Origin of the sequence: Rhodococcus sp. NPDC056960 (assembly GCF_042674125.1) — a bacterium.
GTDB lineage: Bacteria > Actinomycetota > Actinomycetes > Mycobacteriales > Mycobacteriaceae > Rhodococcus_F.
Window position 1 is genome coordinate 492,674 of sequence record NZ_JBHURF010000001.1, and the last position, 18,955, is coordinate 511,628.

Sequence of the window (18,955 nt, forward strand, 5' to 3'; positions counted from 1 at the left end):
GCGCGCCGGTCACGTGAGGAGCGCGCGCCCGACTCCGCACACCGCGATCGCCCACAGCACGCTGGTGAACGTGCCGATGATGAACTGTTCCGACGCATGGGGTTCGCGGAGTTCGGGATAGCGGGCCAGTCCCTTGACGGCGAGGACGACGGCGATGCCCTCCGGCCAGCCCGCCAGGATCGCTGCCGCCACGGCGGCACGCTCGAGGAGTCCGATGATCCGACCGCCGCGCAGCGGTCCCGCGTCGGGCCGGGGGTCGGCACCGGCGTCGGGTTGGCGGCGCGCGATCCGGAACGCGGCCAGCACGAGGGGTGCCCCGCCGGTGGTGGCGGCCGCGACGCACAGGACGAGGGTGGCGGCGAGGGCGAATCCGGTGACCGGGGTGGTGGCCGAGGCGGCGACGGCCGCGACGGCCAGGGCGAGCACGATCACGATCGGCGCCGCCCACTGCGCTGCCCAGCGCGGACTGCGGGGTGCGGCGAGGGTCAGCGGCGCGACCGCGGCGACGCCCAGGGCGATCAGCGCGAGTGCTGTCATGAATCCGCCTTGCGTAGGAGTCGTTCGGCCAGCCGCCGTCCCGCGGTCTCGACGTGCCAGCCCGCGGTGGAGAGTCGTTGGGAGACCGCCTGCTTGCTGATGCCCAGCGCCCGCGCGGCGTCGGTCTGGGTGGAGCCGTGGCGCATCTGCTCGACCGCTGCGCGTCCCTCGTCGGTGCGGCGGGCGACGAGGACCGCGACGAGGGCGAGCGCGGTGTCGGCGTCGGCGGCGCTGTCGGGGTCGGGTCCCTCCACGGCCACCCGGCCGGGGGCGCTCTTGGCGCGGTCGACGGCAGTGCGTGCGGATTCGAAGGCGGGTCCGCGGCCGGCCCGCGTCTCGGCGGGGAGCGGGTCCTCGACGGGTCCGACGCCGATGCCGATGCTCCAGTGTTCGCGGGCGACGAGGTCGAGTGCGAGGTCGACGACGGCGGCGGGATCGTCGGCGACGGCCTGGATCTCGTCGCCGGCCGTGCGCTGGAACGGGCGGACGAGGGCGGCGCGGTCGCCGAGTTCGGCGAGCAGGGGGGCGACCCGGTCGACATCGCGGCGGCTGCCACGTTGGTCGACGGTCAAGACGAACATGAGTCAAGGCTAGAAACTGGATACCGTGATGTCAATACTCAAAGCTTGACTCTACGGTTTCAAGGCTGCGGGATTGACTCGTCCTCGGCGGGGCGGTCGACGGCCGGTTCCGGCACCGCGTTGCCGGACCCGTCCAGCGGCCGCCGGGAATCCACCACCAGCCCGACGATGCCGAGGACGATGCACACCGCCGACAGCACCAGCAGTCCCGGCTTCGTCTCCCCGGTGAGGGCGTCGCCGAGGACGACGATGCCGACGGTCCCCGGCAGGATGCCCACCACCGTGGCCAGCACGTACGGGACCAGCCGGATCGAGGAGACCCCGGCGCAGTAGTTCACCACGGAGAACGGCACGAACGCGATCAGCCGCAGCGAGCCCACGGCGAGCCACCCGCGACGGGCGATCCGCTCGTCCACCCGGCGGATGGTCGGGTTGGAGATCCGCTGCCACACCACGTCCCGGCCGACGGCGCGGACCAGATAGAGGGCGAGGACGGCGCTCACCGTGGACGCCAGCACCGCGATCGCGATGCCCAGCCACGCGCCGAACAGCAGACCGGCACTCAGCGTGAACACCGTGCGGGGGAACGGGAACACGGTCACGAGCGCGTGCACGGCGAAGAAGACGAGCGGAAAGGCAGGCCCGACCGACTGCGCCCATTCCCGGACCTGCAGCACGGACGGATGGGGTGCGAGCACCGCGACGACGACCAGCGCGACCGCCAGTACTGCGACGCCGATCACCCTGCGGTCCCCGAGGCGTCTCTTCACAGGGCACCAGGCTACCCGGCCGGCCGGCCCCGGGCGCGCCGCGAGCGCCGCTCAGGACAGGCGGCGGCGTCCCGTCACCGTCGCCTCGACGCAGATCCGCCCGCCCGAGGTCCCGGCCACCCGGGCCACCGACACCGCCCGGCCGGCCCGGACCACGTCCGCGGTGAACGTCGTGGCGCGGTCGAGGGGGACCGGCCGGAAGTAGTTGATCCGCATCGACGCGGTGTCCATGTCGGCACCGACCCGGTGCAGGGCGGCGTTCGCAGCGAGGTCGATTGCGCATCCCTGGACGCCGCCGTGCACGAACCCGAGCTTGTTCGCGATCAGCGGGTTCGGCGGCACCACCACCGGCCCGCCGGGTCCGTCCTCGATCCGCCCCCCGATCCAGTCGAGCGGCGCGACCCCCGGTTCCGGGAAGTCGGGGAGGGCCGCCGTGTTCGCGACCGGCGCCGGCAGGTCCACGAAGTTGCCCCACAGGGTGCCGGTGGCGATCAGGGTGCCCGCCGAGTCGTGGACCCGGGCGGTGGAGGTGCCGCCGTCTGCGGTGACCGCCAGCAGCCGGCTCTCCGCCCACAGCGTCGGACCCCGCCACCGCCGGGGTGTGACGACGTCCATCGACAATTCGGCGGTGACCAGGCCGTCGCGGGTGCCGCGCCGCTCCCACACCGTGAATCCGAGGAGATCGTCGAGCAGTACGGCGAGGACGCCGCCGTACGCGGTTTCGCCGGTATTCGCGGCGAGCGCGCCGATGTCCATGCTCATACGATTGAGGGGTTCGCCGCGGTCGTCGACGTCCCGGGTCGGCGCACCGAGCCCGAACAACTGCTGCGTGGCAGTGCGATCGGTGACCGCAGGTTCGTGCGTAATGCTCATGACCTGAGGTTATTCATCGTGTGGTGATCCTCACGATAGGGGGCGCCGAACTGCGGCTAGCATCACAGTCACACAACGTATTGATCGATCGCTCATCAGGGAGAGGAAGCCGACACCGTGTCACTCGCTTCAGAAGCCGAGGAAGCTGCGCGGGCGTATGCCGACTGGCAGCATTCCGTGGCCGGAGTCCTCGCGAAGTCGCGTCGGATCGACGCCGCGGAACTCGGTCCGGAACCCCAGAAGCTCCTCGAGACCGTCACCTACGACGGTGTCACCGTCGCTCCGCTGTACAGCCCGCGCGACGAGCGTCCGGAGCAGCCACTGCCCGGGACCTTCCCCTACGTGCGCGGCGCGGACGCCACCCGGGACGTGAACGCCGGCTGGCTGGTCAGCGCCCGCTTCGGTGAGGGCGCGGAGGCGGCGGACGTCAACCGCTCCGTCCTCGACTCGCTGGAGAACGGCGTCAGCGCACTGTGGCTCGCCGTCGGCGGCCCCCATCTTCCGGTCCGGTCGCTCGAGACGGCCCTCGACGGTGTGCTCCTCGACCTGGCGCCGCTCACCCTCGACGCCGGAACGGACGCACCGCTCGCGGCGCGGGCCCTGTTCGCCCTGCTCGACGCGCGTGCCGCCGCGGGCGACGGCGTCACCGACCGCACCGCGGTCCGCGTCGACCTCGGGACCGCCCCGCTCACCAGCGCGTTCTCCGGTGCCCCCGACGTGGAACTCGGCGACGCGGTGTCCCTCGCCACCGAATCCGCCGGCCGGTCGGAGAGCGTGCGGGCGATCACCGTCGACGGCACCACGTTTCACAACGCCGGCGCCTCCGACGCCGAGGAACTCGGCGCGTCGATCGCGGCGGGCCTCGAGTACCTGCGGGCCCTCACCGAGAGCGGCCTGACCATCGGGCAGGCCCTCGGGCAGCTCGGCTTCCGGTTCTCGGCCACCGACGACCAGTTCCAGACCATCGCCAAGTTCCGGGCCGCGCGGCTGGTGTGGGCGCGCATCGCCCAGGTGTGCGGCGCCTCAGACTTCGGCGGCGCCCCCCAGCACGCCGTCACGTCGGCCGCGATGATGGCGCAACGCGATCCGTGGGTGAACATGCTCCGCACGACCCTCGCCGCATTCGGTGCCGGCGTCGGCGGCGCGGACGCCGTCACGGTGCTGCCGTTCGACTCCGCACTGCCCGCCGGGGCGCTGGGTGTGTCGAAGACCTTCGCCGCGCGCATCGCCCGCAACACCCAGCTGCTGCTGCTCGAGGAGTCGCACCTGGGCCGGGTGCTCGACCCGGCGTCCGGCTCCTGGTACGTCGAGGACCTCACCCAGCAGGTCGCGGCGAAGGCGTGGGAGTTCTTCCAGCAGATCGAGACGGCCGGCGGCTACCGCGCCGCACTCGACGCCGGTGTGATCGGGGACCGGATCGCGTCCACCCGCGCCCAGCGCGATTCGGACATCGCGCACCGCAAGACCACCGTCACCGGGGTCAACGAGTTCCCGAACCTCGGCGAGGCGCCGCTGCCCGCGGGCTCCGCCGAGACCGGCAGCGTCGCCCGGTACGCCGCGGCGTTCGAGGCGCTGCGGGACCGCTCCGACGCCTACCTGGCGGCGCACGGTGCACGACCCGCCGTGGTCCTGGCCCCGCTCGGCCCCGTCGCCGAACACAACGTGCGCACCACGTTCGCCACGAACCTGCTGGCGTCGGGCGGCATCGAGGCCCGCAACCCCGGTCCTCTGGCCGTCGGTGACGGCAGCATCGCCGCCGCCGCGCAGGACTCCGGCGCCGGTATCGCGGTGCTCTGCGGTACCGACAAGCGGTACACCGCCGAAGCCACCGCCGCGGTGCAGGAACTGCGCGCCGCCGGGATCGGCACCGTGCTGCTCGCCGGCCCGGAGAAGGTCGTCGCCGACGCGGACGGCCCCGCCCGGCCCGACGGATTCGTCACCGCCCGTATCGACGCAGTCTCGGTCCTGTCCGGACTGCTCGACACCATCGAGAGCTCGAGTGACTCCTCGGGCGACACAGGGAGCAAGAAGTGACTACTCGCGAGGTCAAGCACGCGATCGGCAGCTTCGCCGAAGTGCCACTGGAGGATCCGCAGTTTCCGCGGCCGGCCGCCCCGACACCGGAGCAGACGGACGAGCTGATCGCGTCCGCCGCGGCGGCGAACCACTACAGCCCGGAACAGGTGGTGTGGTCCACCCCCGAGGGCATCGACGTCAAACCGGTCTACACCAAGGCCGACCGCGACGCCGCCGAGGCCGAGGGCTACCCGGTCGGGAGTTTCCCCGGCGCCGCACCGTTCGTCCGCGGCCCGTACCCCACCATGTACGTGAACCAGCCGTGGACGATCCGTCAGTACGCGGGCTTCTCCACCGCCGCCGAATCCAACGCCTTCTACCGCCGCAACCTCGCGGCCGGGCAGAAGGGCCTGTCGGTGGCGTTCGACCTCGCGACGCACCGCGGCTACGACTCCGACCATCCCCGGGTGCAGGGTGACGTCGGCATGGCCGGGGTGGCGATCGACTCGATCCTGGACATGCGGCAGCTCTTCGACCACATCCCCCTCGACAGCGTCAGCGTCTCGATGACGATGAACGGTGCGGTGCTGCCGATCCTCGCGCTGTACGTCGTGGCCGCCGAGGAGCAGGGCGTCGCCCCGGAGCAGCTGGCCGGAACCATTCAGAACGACATTCTGAAGGAGTTCATGGTCCGCAACACCTACATCTACCCGCCGAAGCCGTCGATGCGGATCATCTCCGACATCTTCGCGTACACCAGCGCGAAGATGCCGAAGTTCAACTCGATCTCCATCTCCGGCTACCACATCCAGGAGGCCGGGGCCACCGCCGACCTGGAGCTGGCGTACACCCTCGCGGACGGGGTGGAGTACATCCGCGCCGGCCTCGACGCGGGCATGGAGATCGACAAGTTCGCGCCCCGGTTGTCGTTCTTCTGGGCGATCGGCATGAACTTCTTCATGGAGGTCGCGAAGCTGCGGGCCGGTCGCCTGCTGTGGAGCGAGCTGGTCGCGAAGTTCGACCCGAAGTCCGCGAAATCGCTGTCGCTGCGCACCCACTCGCAGACGTCGGGCTGGTCGCTGACCGCGCAGGACGTGTACAACAACGTGGCCCGCACCTGCGTGGAGGCGATGGCGGCGACCCAGGGGCACACCCAGTCGCTGCACACCAACGCGCTCGACGAGGCCCTCGCGCTGCCGACGGACTTCTCCGCCCGCATCGCCCGCAACACCCAGCTGCTGCTGCAGCAGGAGTCGGGGACCGTCCGTCCCATCGACCCCTGGGGCGGGTCGCACTACGTGGAGTGGCTCACCCACCAGCTGGCGAACCGGGCCCGCGCGCACATCGCCGAGGTCGAAGAGGCCGGCGGCATGGCGCAGGCGATCAGCGAGGGCATCCCGAAGCTGCGCATCGAGGAGGCCGCGGCCCGCACCCAGGCCCGCATCGACTCCGGCCGGCAGCCGCTGATCGGCGTCAACAAGTACGTGCCGGACGAGGCCGACGAGATCGAGGTCCTCAAGGTCGAGAACTCGCGGGTCCGCAAGGAACAGCTCGAGAAACTGGACCGGCTGCGCGCCGACCGGGACGCGGGCGCCGTCGAGGCGGCGCTCGCCGAACTGAGCCGCGCCGCGGCCGCCACCGAGGGCGGCATGGAGAACAACCTGCTGGCGCTCGCAATCGATGCGGCCCGCGCGAAGGCCACCGTCGGCGAGATCTCCGAGGCCCTGGAGAAGGTGTACGGGCGTCACCAGGCCGAGATCCGGACCATCAGCGGGGTGTACCGGGACGAGGCCGGAAAGGTCGACAACATCAACAAGGCAACGGAACTCGTCGAGAAGTTCGCGGAAGAGGAGGGCCGCCGCCCCCGTGTCCTCATCGCGAAGATGGGGCAGGACGGCCACGACCGCGGCCAGAAGGTGATCGCCACGGCCTTCGCGGACATCGGATTCGACGTGGACGTCGGACCGCTGTTCCAGACCCCGGAAGAGGTCGCCAACCAGGCGGCCGACAACGACGTCCACGTGGTCGGTGTGTCGTCGTTGGCCGCGGGCCACCTCACGTTGGTGCCCGCGCTCCGGGAAGCCCTCGCGGCGGTGGGACGCCCCGACATCATGATCGTGGTCGGTGGCGTCATCCCGCCCGGCGACTTCGCCGAACTGTACGAGGCCGGTGCCGCCGCGATCTTCCCGCCCGGGACGGTCATCGCGGACGCCGCCAGCGGACTGCTCGAGAAGCTGGCCGCGCAGCTCGGCCACGATCTGACGGGCACCCCGGAATAACATGGGGCGGCCTCCAGTCGACATCGATGCCCTCGCCCGGGCCGTGCGCGCCAATCAGCGCGCCGGCCTGGCGAAGGCCATCACCCTCGTCGAGTCCACCCGCACCGACCACCGGGAGGCGGCGCAGCGGTTGCTGCTCGAACTGCTGCCGGAGTCGGGGAAGGCGCACCGGGTCGGGATCACCGGGGTGCCGGGCGTCGGGAAGTCGACGTTCATCGACGCGCTCGGGATGCATCTGATCGGGCAGGGGCATCGGGTGGCGGTCCTGGCCGTCGACCCGTCGTCGACGCGCACCGGCGGGTCGATCCTCGGCGACAAGACGCGGATGGCGCGGCTGACCGTCGAGAAGAACGCCTATATCCGGCCGTCCCCGACGTCGGGGACCCTCGGCGGTGTCGCGAAGGCGACCCGCGAGACGATCGTGCTGCTCGAGGCCGCCGGTTTCGACGTCATCCTCGTCGAGACGGTGGGTGTCGGGCAGTCCGAGGTGACGGTCGCGAACATGGTGGACTGCTTCTGCTTCCTCACCCTGGCCCGCACCGGCGACCAGTTGCAGGGCATCAAGAAGGGCGTCCTCGAACTGGCCGACCTGGTGGCCGTGAACAAGGCGGACGGCAAGCACGAACGGGAGGCGAAGGGCGCCGCCCGGGAACTCGCGGGTGCGCTGCGGCTGATCTACCCGCACGACGCCGTCTGGACGCCGCCGGTGATCACGATGAGCGGTCTCGAGGGCGTCGGGCTGGAAGACTTCTGGGACACCGTCTGCCGGCACCGGGACGTGCTGACCGCGGCCGGGCAGTTCGAGGAGAACCGGCGCCGTCAGCAGGTGGACTGGACGTGGACGATGGTCCACGACCAGCTGCTGCGCCGGCTCGCGTCCAACACCCGGGTCAAGGCGATCCGCGGCGACGTCGAGCAGCAGGTGCGCGACGGGTCCCTGACGGCGGCGCTGGCCGCCGCCGAGATCCTCGACGCGTTCGACGGCACGGACGCGTCAGCCGACTGACTTCGCGAAGCGCCCGACCCGGTCGACGAGATCGTCGAAGAACGCGGCCGGGTCGGTGCTCACCGCGATGTCGACGTTCGGTTCCCGGTTCCAGTGCCCCACCCAGTCGGCGACCGTGGTGCCGCGGGTGAGGCGGCCGTGCAATTCTACGTCGACGGTGGCCGGGCGGGTCCTTGTGATCGCCGGGTTCAACGCCACCGCCGCCGCGAACGGGTCGTGCATGTGCGCCAGGAAACCCTGCCCGTGGGTGCGGTGGAAGTCCATGTAGAAGCGGACGGCGTCGGACAGATGCCGGATCACCGGGTTGCTCGCCGTCGAGCGGACCTCCGGCCCGTCGTCGGGGGAGATGATCTCGTCGGGGCTGCTGCCGGCCGCCTCCGCCAGCCGCCGCACGTGATCCGGTGTCATTTCGATCGTCTCGGTGACGTCCAGACCGCACAGAATGGGGCGCCGCCCCGCCGGCAGCCCGGAGAACGCGTCGAACACCTCCTTGGCGGCCTCCGGGTCCACCGACACGTTCCATTCGGTGGTGGGCGTGGTGTTGCCGGGGTGGTTGAACGCCCCGCCCATCACGACCAGGTGCCGCAGCAGCCGCGGCAGTGCGGGTTCCTCGCGGATGGCGAGGGCGAGGTTCGTCAGCGGACCGGTCACCAGACCGGTCAGCTCGCCCGGGTGGGCCCGGACCAGGTCCACCCACAGGGCGGTCGCGTCCCGCTCCGACAGCGACCGCCCGGACGGCGGGAGGACGGCGTAACCGATGCCCTGCGGTCCGTGGGTGTCCTCGGTGGTGCGGAGCGGGCAGGCCAGCGGCACGCGGGCGCCGAGCGTCACCTCGATGTCGGGTGCGCCGCAGAGCGCGAGCCAGTTCAGGTTGTTGGCCGCGACCTGTTCGACCGGCACGTTGCCGGCGGTGCTGGCGATGCCCGCGATCTCGGCGTCCGGGCTGGCCAGCAGGTACAGCAACGCGAGGGAGTCGTCGATGCCGGTGTCGACGTCGACGATCAGCTTCCGCCGGCTCATGCGGTCACCACCGACGGGCGGTGGTGGACGGGAAAGTTGACCGACCGGGCGACGAAGCATTTCGCGTGCGCCCGCGCGTGCAGGGCCGTGGCGCGCTCGGCCATCGCCGCCTCCGCGACGGTCACGGTGGGCCGCAGCACCACCTCGGTGAATTCGCCCGCCCCGTCCGGGTGTTCGGTCATGGTTCCGGTCGGCTCGTCCCGGTAGTCGACGACGACCACCCCGGCCGCGGCGGCCAGGCCGAGATACCACAGCATGTGGCACTGCGACAGCGACGCGACGAGCAGTTCCTCCGGATTCCAGCGCGTGGGGTCGCCGCGGAACGACGGGTCCGCGCTGCCCGGCAGGTCCGGTTTCCCGGCCGCCGCGATCACGTGGTCCCGGTCGTAGGTGTCCGCGCCCGTCGTCCCCGCGCCGCGGTTGCCGGTCCAGGTGACCGTCAGCGTGTAGTGGTGTGTCGTCACGGCACCATTCTTCACGGCCGCGCGGTGAGTTTCGCGGGCGGGCGCGGTCTGTTTACGTAGAGCACGACACGGCGAGCGGAGGAGACGGACATGGCTGGGGACACGGCACCGGACTGGGTCGCGGCGCAGCGACGCGATGTGGCGTCGATGCTGGCGGGACTGACGTCGGAGCAATGGGATGCGCCGTCGCTGTGCGCGGGGTGGCGCACCCGGGAGGTGATCGCCCACATCACCATGCCGTACCGCCTGTCGCCGCCGCGGTTCGTGCTGGGAATGGTGAAGGCGCGCGGCAACTTCAACCGGATGTCGGACGTGCAGGCCCGTGAGGACGCGCGGACCCTGACCGCGGAGCAACTGCTGCGCACCCTCGAGGAGAACGTGGCGCACCCGTGGGAGCCTCCGGGCGGCGGCTTCGAGGGGGCGCTGTCCCACGACGTGATCCACGGTCTCGACGTGTCGGTCGCACTGGGCCTGGACCGCCGGGTCCCGGACGACCGCCTCGACCGGGTCCTCGGCGGGATCCGCCCGAAGCAGGTGAAGTACTTCGGCACCGACCTCGGCGGGGTGCAGTTGACGGCGGACGATCGCACCTGGACCTACGGTGACGGCGCACCGCTGCACGGGTCCGCGCAGGACCTGCTGCTCGTGCTGTGCGGGCGCCGGTTGCCGCCGGGACATCTGACCGGGGATCCGAGCCCGCGGTTCACGGCGCCGGTGTGAGCCCGGTCCACGCCGGGGTGTCGGCACCCCAGGGCCGCGCCGGGAACGGGTAGTCGTCGAATTCGGCGAGGGCGGGGCGGGCGGACGCCAGGTCGCCGTGCGTGACGAGGCAGCGGGGCCCGGGCACCGCGGCCGGCGGCGGATTCTCGGTGCGGCCGTCCGCCCGGAGCAGCCACGCACCGGTCCGGGCGAGGGACACGTCGACGGAGCGGCCGCACCCGTCGGTGTGTCCGGCGGCGAGGGCGTCGACGATTCCGGCGGCGAGCAGGTACCCGGTCGCATGATCGAGCGCCTGCGCGGGCAGTGCGCCGGGGACGTCGCCGCCGCCCTCGATCAGGGCGATCCCCGACGCCGCCTGCACGATGCTGTCGAACCCGCGGCGGCCCGCCCAGGGGCCGGAACCACCCCACGCGCACACCCGTCCGCGCACCAGATGCGGTGGGGCGTGGTCGAACAGCCCGTCCAGCGCGCCCGGACGGTACCCGGTGACCACCACGTCGGCCTCGGCGAGCAGGCTGTCCCACACCGGCCTGCCGTCCGCGGACCGCACGTCGAGCACCGCGGAGCGTTCGCCCTGCCCGGTGTCGAGGTGCTGCACGACGATCTCCGGGAGGGCCGGCGGATCGATCCGCAGCACCTCGGCGCCGAGCAGGGCCAGCGTGCGGGTGGCGACGGGGCCGGCGATCACCCGGGTCAGGTCCAGGACCCGCACCCCCGCCAACGGCCCCGAGCCAGGAATCGTGCGGGAGCGGCGCCTGGCTTCGGGGCGAGTTCCGGCGGCGTGGACGGCGGTGGACACGAGGTCCCCGGACGCGGCGGCGGCGCCCTGCGGGCTCGCCGCCCACTCGTCCGCGTTCCGCACGCGCACCGCGACGGCCTGCGCGGCGGCGGCGCGGTCCTCGACGTCGGCGGCGGTCAGGCTGCCGATCCGGGTGGCCACCGCGTCCCGGCCGGCGTCGTCCGGCAGCCCGAGCGCCGCCAGCAGCCGCCCGCGGTGGTGCGGGTAGTTGGCGTGGGTGCGCACCCAGCCGTCCGCCGCCGCGAAGAACCCGGACAGTTCCGCGAAACCCGGCACCGGGGCACCCGAGACCCGCAGCAGCCGGTCGGAGGCGAAGGACGCGGCGATCCGCTCCGGGTCGAGCCGCCACGTGCGGGGTGTGCGCCCGCGCACGGTGTCGAGCCGGTCGACGGCGCCGGTGAGGGCCGCGACCGAACCGGCCGCCAACGCGAACACGGGCAACCGGGCCGCCAGGTAGGCCCCGGCGTCGTGGTCGGGCACCGGGAGTGTCATGGCCTCACGGTGGCGAGCAACCGGTGGCACCGGTCGCGCAGTGCGGCACGCAGCGGTGCGGCGCGGTTCGCGAGCGCCGACTGCTGCCGGACGTACTCGGCGCGGCCGTGCGGGGTCTCGATCGGGATCGGGGTGTACCCGTAGTCGGTGAGGTCGTACGGGCTGGCCCGCATGTCGAGTTCCCGTGCGGCGAGCGCCAGTTCGAAGCAGTCGACGGTCAGGTCCGAGTCGATCATCGGTGCCAGCTTGTAGCAGTACTTGTACAGATCCATGGATGCATGCAGGCACCCGGGCTGCTCCCGCCCGACCTGGTCGTCCCGGGTCAGCGGGATACTGTTCCGCGGTTCGGCGGCGGGAGTGAAGAACCGATACGCGTCGTAGTGGGTGCAGCGCAGTTGCGCCGCCTCCACGACGGAGTCGGTGCCGCCCGGCCCGAGCCGCAGCGGGACGCTGCCGTGCCGGACCTCCCCGGCCCGGTACACCATCGCCCACTCGTGCAGCCCGAAGCAGGACAGATGGGCGGGACGCTCCGCGGTCGCCGCCATCAGCCGTGCGGTGAAGGCGACCGTGTCCGCGCGGCGCCGCAGGAACGCCGGGTCGACGGTGACACCGCTGTCGGTGCGGTGATAGCCCCGGAGGTCGGCGTACTCCTCCCCGTCCGCGAGGACGGTTCCCCATCCGGCGTGCCAGCGCAGCAACTGGTTCGGCCGGTAGCTGTAGTAGGTGAAGAGGAAGTCGATCACCGGGTGGGTCTCGCCGCGTTCCCGGCGCTCCAGGTGCGGTCCGATCAGGGCCGAGACCCGCGCCCGGTGCCGGTCGCGGCGCGCGCCCCACTCCGACGCGTCCAGAACGTCCATCCGATCAGCTCGTCCGCTGTCCCGGGTTCATGCCGTTGACCCGGTGGGTGCCGTCGCGGACGGTGCCCACGTATTCCTCGACGAGGTCCTCGAGGGCGACGATGCCCACGATCCGCCCGGACGGGTCGGCCGCCGCCCCCAGGTGGGAGCTGGCGCGCCGCAGGATGGCCAGCGCCTCCGCGAGCGGGGTGGTCGTCGACATGCTCGGGAGGGGGCGGATGTCCGAGCGGGGGATCACCGTGTCGGGGCCTGCCTCCTCGTCGAGGATGTCGTCGAGCACGTCCTTGAGGTGCAGGTACCCGACCAGGGAGCCGTCCTCGGCGCGCACCGGGTAGCGGGAGTACCCGGTCTCGACGACGGCTTCCTCGATGGCCCCGAGCCGGGTTCCCCCGCCCGTCAGCGGGATGGTCCGGGCCTCGGCGAGGGGGATCATCACCTGGCTCACCAGGCGGTCGGTGGTCTCCAGCGCCTGGGTGAGTCGCCGGTGTTCCTCCGCGTCGATCAGTCCCTCGGAGCGGGATTCGCCGATCATCTCGGACAGTTCCACCGCCGACACGGTGACGTCGAGTTCGTCCTTCGGCTCGACCCGCAGCAACCGGAGCGTCAGGTTGGCGCACAGGTTGTAGAACGAGATCAGCGGGCGGGCCAGCTTGATGAACACGAGGTGCAGCGGCACCAGCAGCATCGCCGACCGCTCCGGGCCCGCGAGTGCGATGTTCTTCGGCACCATTTCCCCGAGCAGGATGTGCAGCACCACCACCAGCGCCAGCGAGATCGTGAACGCCACCGGATGCAGCAGCCCGGCAGGCAGCCCGACCGCGTGGAGCGGCACCTCGAGCAGATGCGCGATCGCCGGCTCGGCGACCTTACCGAGCAGGATCGAGCAGATCGTGATGCCGAGCTGCGCGGCCGCCAGCATCAGGGACAGGTTCTCGCCCGCCGTGATCACCGTGCGGGCGCGTTTCTTGCCCTGCGCCTCCAATGCCTCGAGCCGGTCGCGGCGCGCCGAGATCAGCGCGAACTCGGCGCCGACGAAGAAGGCGTTGCCCGCGAGCAGCACGAAGGTGAGCAGCACACCGAAGAGGTCACTCATCGTCGTCCCCCTCGTCGTCGGTGTCGCCGCTTTCCTCGGGTTCCGGGGTGAGCAGCACCCGGTCGATGCGCCTGCCGTCCATGTGGGTCACGGTCGCGACCCACCGGCCGCCGGAGCGGTGCCCCTCGGGCACCGGGAGCTCGACGGTGTCGCCCTCGTCGGGTATCCGGCCCAGCTCGGTGAGCACGAGCCCGCCCAGCGTCTCGTACTCGCCCTCGGGGGCGGTATAGCCGGTGGTGTCGGACACCTCGTCGACGCGGAGCAGCCCGGAGCAGGACCAGCCGTCGCCGATCCGTTGGACGTCGATCTCCGGTTCGTCGTGTTCGTCGCGGACGTCGCCGACGATCTCCTCGATCAGATCCTCCATCGTCACCACGCCGGCGGTGCCGCCGTATTCGTCGACGACGAGCGCGACCTGCATGCCGTCGGATCGGATCCTCTCCATCAGGGCGTCACCGTCGAGGCTGGACGGCACCACCGGAACCTTCTGGGCGAGGGAGCTCAGCCGGGTGGTCCGCCGCCGGCCGGCGGGCACAGCGAACGCGTGCTTGATGTGGACGACACCGACGGCGTCGTCGAGGTCGCCGTCGACGACCGGGAAGCGGGAGAACCCGGTGCGGGCGGCGGTGTCGATCAGGTCGGCCACCGTGTCGGTGGTGTCCAGGGTCTCGATCTTCACCCGCGGGGTCATCAGTTCCTCGGCGGTGCGTTCACCGAAGCGGAGGGAGCGGTTGACGAGCAGGGCCGTTCCCTTGTCGATGGCGCCGCGCTGCGCGGACGTCCGCACCAGCGAACCCAGCTCTTGCGGGGACCGCGCCGAGCGCAGCTCCTCGGCCGGTTCGATGCCGAGGCGCCGCACCAGCCAGTTCGCGGTTCCGTTGAGCCCCTTGATGGCCCACTTGAAGATCAGCGAGAACCCGGCCTGCATGCCGGCGGTCGCGCGTGCGGTGGGCAGCGGGTGGGCGATGGCGAGGTTCTTCGGGACGAGCTCACCGAACACCATCGAGAACGACGTCGCGAGAACCAGCGCGATCACCAACGACGTTGCCGCGGCCGCGGATTCGCTGAATCCGATCGCGTCGAGGATCGGGGTGATGAAGCGGGCGAGCACCGGTTCGGACAGGTAACCGGTGATCAGGGTGGTGATGGTGATGCCGAGCTGCGCCCCGGACAGCTGGAACGACAGCGTGCGGTGGGCGTGCTGTACCTGCCGGGCCCGGCGGTCGCCGTCCCGGGCGTGGGCGTCGACGGTGCTGCGTTCGAGGGCGGTGAGGGAGAACTCGGCCGCCACGAACAGTGCGGTACCCGCGGTCAGGGCGAGAAAGCCGAGCAGGGCGAGAATGCTGAGCGCGATATCCATCGGTCATCGCCGCCGAGCGGAAGAACGGGGGTCGCCGGGTTTGTCACCCGGCTCGCTAGAGGAGCCCTCCGAACCGGCGGAATCGGAGTCCGATTCCACGGAGCAGGAGGGGACGACACTCCCGGAGACATCGGCGGGTGGGGCGCTTGCTGCGTGTGTGGGTGCCGCGGGCACCGGAGTCCTCTCGTTCGGCCTCGACGGCCCGGACGGGTCCGGCGCCGAGAAACTGGTGGGGTTGAGCGACCAATGATACCGGTGGATGTCCGGTTCCGTGGAACAGGACACCCACCGGCGCATCAGGATGCGGACGTCACCAACCGGCCGGCAGCGGGCGGCCCTCGGCGAACCCGGCGGCGGACTGCACACCCAGCACGGCCCGCTCGTGCAGTTCCTCCACCGTCCGCGCGCCCGCGTACGTGCACGTGCTGCGCACCCCCGAGCAGATGTGGTCGATCAGGTCCTCCACGCCGGGACGTTCCGGGTCCAGCCGCATCCGGGAACTCGAAATGCCCTCCTCGAACAGGCCTTTCCGGGCGCGGTCGAAGGCGGTGTCCGTGGCGGTCCGGGCCGCGACGGCCCGCTTGGAGGCCATCCCGAAGCTCTCCTTGTACGCGTTGCCCGCCTGGTCCACCCGCAGGTCGCCGGGGGACTCGTAGGTGCCCGCGAACCACGATCCGATCATCACGTTCGACGCGCCCGCGGCGAGGGCGAGCGCCACGTCGCGGGGATGCCGGACGCCCCCGTCGGCCCACACGTGCGCGCCCATCGCCCGCGCCTGCGTGGCGCATTCCTCGACGGCGGAGAACTGCGGCCTGCCCACACCCGTCATCATGCGGGTGGTGCACATCGCGCCCGGCCCGACACCGACCTTCACGATGTCGGCGCCCGCGTCGATCAGATCCCGGGTACCGGCCGCGGACACGACGTTGCCGGCGACCAGCGGGACGCCGAGGTCGGCCTTCTTCAGCGCGCCGAGGACGTCGATCATCTTCTGCTGGTGGCCGTGCGCGGTGTCGACGACCAGCAGGTCGGCGCCCGCGTCCACCAGGGCGCGGGCCTTCGCGGCGACGTCGCCGTTGACGCCGACGGCCGCGGCGATCCGCAACCGGCCGTCGCCGTCGACGGCGGGTCGGTAGATGCCGGCGCGGATGGCGCCCGTGCGGGTCAGGACACCGGCGAGGGTGCCGTCCGGTTCGACGATGACGGCGAGCGAGTCGTGTGTGCCCTCGAGGAGTTCGAACACGTCCCGCGGCGACGCGGACACGGGGGCGGTGACGAAGTCGGTCAGCGCCACCGACCGCAGCCGGGCGAACCGGTCGACGTCCGCGCAGGAGGCCTCGGTGACGACGCCGACGGGTCGGTCGTTCTCGACGACGACCACGGCCCCGTGCGCCCGCTTCGGCAGCAGCGCCAGGGCGTCGGACACGGCGGCGTCCGGGCCGAGCGTGACCGGTGTGTCGGCCACCAGGTGCCGGCTCTTGACGAACGACACGGTCTCCGCGACGGCGGGCGCCGGCAGGTCCTGCGGGAGAACCACCAGGCCGCCGCGGCGGGCGACGGTCTCCGCCATGCGGCGTCCCGACACCGCCGTCATGTTGGCGACGACGATCGGAATGGTGGTGCCGGTCCCGTCCGCGGTGGACAGGTCGACGTCGAACCGCGACGTGACCTCGGTGCGGTTCGGCACCAGGAACACGTCGTCGTACGTCAGGTCATAGGGAGGGCGATGCCCGTCGAGGAACTGCACACGTCAGGACGATACCGGGGAAGTTGCGGCGGTGTCGGATGTCCGCTGCGCCTGCGACCGGGACAGTCCGATGGTCGAGATCAGCATCACCGCCACCGCGCAGCCGACCACGACGAGGCCGGGTCCCTCCACGCGCAGGCGCTCGTCGAGGACGGTCATCCCGAGGAACACGGCGGCGAGGGGTTCGGCGATGGTCAGCGCGGGCAGGGACGTCGACAGCGGTCCCACCTGGAAGGCGCGCTGCTGCAGGTACACACCGACCAGTCCGGCGGCGACGAGGGCCCACGCCTGCCAGCTGCTCAGGACCGCCCCCAGCCCGCGCGGGACGAGTTCGACGACGTATTTCGTGAACGCCACGGCCACCCCGTAGAGGATGCCGCCCGCCCCGCCGAGCAGCAGCGCCCGCCACCCGGGGTCGATCTTCGACATCCCGGCGGAGGCGGCCACCACCACCACCGCGAGCAGCGCCCCGAGCGGCACCACCCATTCCCGGAACGGCGCGTCGATGTTCCCCTCGGTGGGGTCGCCGACGACGAGGAAGATCGCGAGCGCGACGGCCAGGGCCACCGCCAGCACCCAGGTGGTGCGGGACAGGCGGTAGCCCGCGAATTTCGCCGACAGCGGCAGCGCGAACAGCAGCGACGACACCAGCAGTGGTTGCACGAGGAGGACCGAGCCGAGCGCCAACGCGACCGCCTGCATCACGTATCCGCCGCCGTCACCGAGGAATCCGGCCCACCAGCGCGGACTGCGCAGCAGGGTGGTCATCAGTCCGGCGTCCTCCGGAACCGCGGACGCCGCGCTCTGCTGCGCCACCGACGCGCACGCGAACAGCAGCGCCGCGATCAGCGCGCACACCATCGACGCGAAAGGCAGGGACATGCCTCTCAGTGTGCCCCGCGGTTGCGGTGTCCGTGCGGAGTTGACGCAGGTCCGGGTCGGCGGCCGCGGCGGGCACCCGCCCGGGACGCCCCGTCGTCTCCGGGCCGCCCGCGGCGGCCCGGCCGCCCACCGGTGTCGTGCGCCTGCCGGCCCTTCCTCGGGGTGTCCTGCGCGGGGGCCCGCGTGTCGGGTGCGGGAACCGCCTTCCCGGTGGGGCGGCGGGCGCCGGTGATCTCGGCCAGCACCCGGTCGCCGGGCCGCACCGGGGTGCCGTCCACGGCGATCCCGGCCTTGCGGGTCAGCTTCTCGACCTCGGCGCGCTCCTCCTCGGTGACGAGGGTGACCACCACGCCGGACTCGCCGGCGCGCGCGGTCCGCCCCGCACGGTGCAGGTAGTCCTTGGCCTCGGTGGGCGGATCCACGTGCACGACGAGGGTGATGCCGTCGACGTGGATGCCGCGGGCCGCCACGTCGGTGGCCACCAGGACCGGGGTGGTGCCGTCGGCGAAGGATTCGAGGGTGCGGGTGCGGTTGTTCTGCGCCTTCCCGCCGTGCAGGGCGCCGGCCGCGACGCCTGCGGCGTGCAGTTCCTTCGCCACCCGGTCCACGCCGTGCTTGGTGCGCACGAACATCAACGTCCGCCCGGAACGTGAACCGATATGTGCCACAACCGAATACTTGTCGTCCCGGTCGACGTACAGGAGGTGGTGCCGCATCGTCGGCACCGACGCCGTGTCCGGCGCCGTCGCGTGTGTCACCGGGTCGCGCAGGTACCGCCGGACGAGGGCGTCGACGTCCCCGTCGAGGGTCGCGGAGAACAGCAGCCGCTGACCGTCCGCCGGGGTCCGGTCCAGGATCGTGGTGACCTGCGGCATGAACCCGAGGTCGGCCATGTGGTCGGCCTCGTCGAGGGTCAGCACCGTCACGTCGTCCAGCGACACCGACCCCTGCGCCAGATGGTCTGCGAGGCGCCCCGGCGTCGCGATCAGCAGGTCGACACCCCGGGACAGAATCTCGACCTGACGTTTGACGGGCACACCGCCGACGACGTTCGCCACCCGCAGTCCCACCGACAGCGCCGGTTCGTCCAGGGCGCGTTCGATCTGCAGGGCCAGTTCGCGGGTGGGGACCAGGACGATGCCGCGCGGATACCCGCGCCTGCTGGCGGCGCCCCGGAGCCGCACGAGCATCGGCAGCCCGAACGCGAGGGTCTTGCCGGATCCGGTCGGCGCCCGGCCCAGCACGTCCCGGCCCGCGAGGACGTCGGGGATGGTGGCCGCCTGGATCGGGAACGGCGCCGCGATGCCGCCGCGGCCGAGGGCGTGGGTCATCACCGCGGGGAGACCGAGCGCGAGGAACGTCTCACCCACCGGTGCGGGCGGGGGAAGTTCGTGGTCGGGCATATCGGAAGGCTACCGCCTGCGACGAGGGTCTTCCGACGCCGCGGCCGTGACGCACA

17 protein-coding genes are annotated in these 18,955 nt (G+C 71.9%); 4 read left to right on the forward strand and 13 right to left on the reverse strand.

The features are described 5' to 3' along the window. Window positions 1-9 precede the first annotated feature (9 nt). Genes ACFTWF_RS02360 through ACFTWF_RS02375 form a run of 4 tightly spaced genes read right to left on the reverse strand, consistent with a single transcriptional unit; the run spans window position 10 to window position 2,761 of the window. Window positions 10-537, reverse strand: coding sequence for a hypothetical protein (locus ACFTWF_RS02360; protein ID WP_378459655.1), 528 nt, complete (start codon window positions 535-537; stop codon window positions 10-12). Continuing rightward, complete coding sequence (locus ACFTWF_RS02365) at window positions 534-1,118, reverse strand: hypothetical protein (RefSeq protein WP_378459656.1); 585 nt, start codon at window positions 1,116-1,118, stop codon at window positions 534-536. The genes ACFTWF_RS02360 and ACFTWF_RS02365 overlap by 4 nt, the downstream gene beginning before the upstream one ends. Window positions 1,119-1,177: 59 nt before the next feature. Continuing rightward, complete coding sequence (locus ACFTWF_RS02370) at window positions 1,178-1,888, reverse strand: TVP38/TMEM64 family protein (RefSeq protein ID WP_378459657.1); 711 nt, start codon at window positions 1,886-1,888, stop codon at window positions 1,178-1,180. A 51-nt stretch (window positions 1,889-1,939) separates the two neighbouring features. After that, entirely contained in the window at window positions 1,940-2,761 is an 822-nt protein-coding gene (locus ACFTWF_RS02375; protein WP_378459658.1) for a PaaI family thioesterase, read from the reverse strand. A 117-nt stretch (window positions 2,762-2,878) separates the two neighbouring features. Between ACFTWF_RS02375 and mutA the strand changes: the two genes are divergently transcribed. From mutA to meaB, 3 genes are read left to right on the forward strand one after another with little or no spacing between them, the layout of a single operon-like run. Next, complete coding sequence (gene mutA, locus ACFTWF_RS02380; RefSeq protein WP_378459659.1) at window positions 2,879-4,795, forward strand: methylmalonyl-CoA mutase small subunit; 1,917 nt, start codon at window positions 2,879-2,881, stop codon at window positions 4,793-4,795. Further along, a complete protein-coding gene (gene scpA, locus ACFTWF_RS02385) occupies window positions 4,792-7,056 on the forward strand; it encodes a methylmalonyl-CoA mutase (protein WP_378459660.1) in 2,265 nt (754 codons plus the stop codon). Before mutA ends, scpA begins: the two co-directional genes overlap by 4 nt. Window position 7,057: 1 nt before the next feature. Next, window positions 7,058-8,062 (forward strand): methylmalonyl Co-A mutase-associated GTPase MeaB, encoded by a 1,005-nt coding sequence (gene meaB, locus ACFTWF_RS02390; protein ID WP_378459661.1) that lies wholly within the window; start codon window positions 7,058-7,060, stop codon window positions 8,060-8,062. On the opposite strand, the gene ACFTWF_RS02395 is transcribed toward meaB, so the two are convergent. Both ACFTWF_RS02395 and ACFTWF_RS02400 read right to left on the reverse strand, forming a co-directional pair. Continuing rightward, window positions 8,051-9,082 carry a nucleoside hydrolase gene (locus tag ACFTWF_RS02395; RefSeq protein WP_378459662.1) on the reverse strand — a complete coding sequence of 344 codons (1,032 nt, stop codon included), beginning with the start codon at window positions 9,080-9,082 and terminating at the stop codon, window positions 8,051-8,053. The two genes, meaB and ACFTWF_RS02395, sit on opposite strands and share 12 nt — an antisense overlap. After that, window positions 9,079-9,546: an OsmC family protein gene (locus ACFTWF_RS02400; protein ID WP_378459663.1), complete on the reverse strand. Its 468-nt coding sequence runs from the start codon at window positions 9,544-9,546 to the stop codon at window positions 9,079-9,081. Before ACFTWF_RS02400 ends, ACFTWF_RS02395 begins: the two co-directional genes overlap by 4 nt. A 90-nt stretch (window positions 9,547-9,636) precedes the next feature. Here ACFTWF_RS02400 and ACFTWF_RS02405 point away from each other — a divergent pair, with 90 nt between their 5' ends. Further along, window positions 9,637-10,266: a maleylpyruvate isomerase family mycothiol-dependent enzyme gene (locus ACFTWF_RS02405; protein WP_378459664.1), complete on the forward strand. Its 630-nt coding sequence runs from the start codon at window positions 9,637-9,639 to the stop codon at window positions 10,264-10,266. Here the strand turns inward: ACFTWF_RS02405 and ACFTWF_RS02410 are convergent. From ACFTWF_RS02410 to ACFTWF_RS02440, 7 genes are all read right to left on the reverse strand, one after another. Next, window positions 10,250-11,557 carry a CoA transferase gene (locus ACFTWF_RS02410; RefSeq protein WP_378459665.1) on the reverse strand — a complete coding sequence of 436 codons (1,308 nt, stop codon included), beginning with the start codon at window positions 11,555-11,557 and terminating at the stop codon, window positions 10,250-10,252. The two genes, ACFTWF_RS02405 and ACFTWF_RS02410, sit on opposite strands and share 17 nt — an antisense overlap. Continuing rightward, on the reverse strand, window positions 11,554-12,414 hold the full coding sequence (locus tag ACFTWF_RS02415; protein WP_378459666.1) for a 3-methyladenine DNA glycosylase: 861 nt from the start codon (window positions 12,412-12,414) through the stop codon (window positions 11,554-11,556). The genes ACFTWF_RS02410 and ACFTWF_RS02415 overlap by 4 nt, the downstream gene beginning before the upstream one ends. Before the next feature lie 4 nt (window positions 12,415-12,418). After that, complete coding sequence (locus ACFTWF_RS02420) at window positions 12,419-13,507, reverse strand: hemolysin family protein (protein WP_378459667.1); 1,089 nt, start codon at window positions 13,505-13,507, stop codon at window positions 12,419-12,421. Beyond that, window positions 13,500-14,867: a hemolysin family protein gene (locus ACFTWF_RS02425; RefSeq protein ID WP_378459668.1), complete on the reverse strand. Its 1,368-nt coding sequence runs from the start codon at window positions 14,865-14,867 to the stop codon at window positions 13,500-13,502. Before ACFTWF_RS02425 ends, ACFTWF_RS02420 begins: the two co-directional genes overlap by 8 nt. A gap of 310 nt (window positions 14,868-15,177) precedes the next feature. Continuing rightward, complete coding sequence (locus tag ACFTWF_RS02430) at window positions 15,178-16,614, reverse strand: GuaB1 family IMP dehydrogenase-related protein (RefSeq protein WP_378459669.1); 1,437 nt, start codon at window positions 16,612-16,614, stop codon at window positions 15,178-15,180. A 3-nt stretch (window positions 16,615-16,617) separates the two neighbouring features. Beyond that, complete coding sequence (locus ACFTWF_RS02435; RefSeq protein ID WP_378459670.1) at window positions 16,618-17,496, reverse strand: DMT family transporter; 879 nt, start codon at window positions 17,494-17,496, stop codon at window positions 16,618-16,620. Between the two features lie 5 nt (window positions 17,497-17,501). Further along, entirely contained in the window at window positions 17,502-18,899 is a 1,398-nt protein-coding gene (locus tag ACFTWF_RS02440; protein WP_378459671.1) for a DEAD/DEAH box helicase, read from the reverse strand. Between the last annotated feature and the right edge of the window lie 56 nt (window positions 18,900-18,955).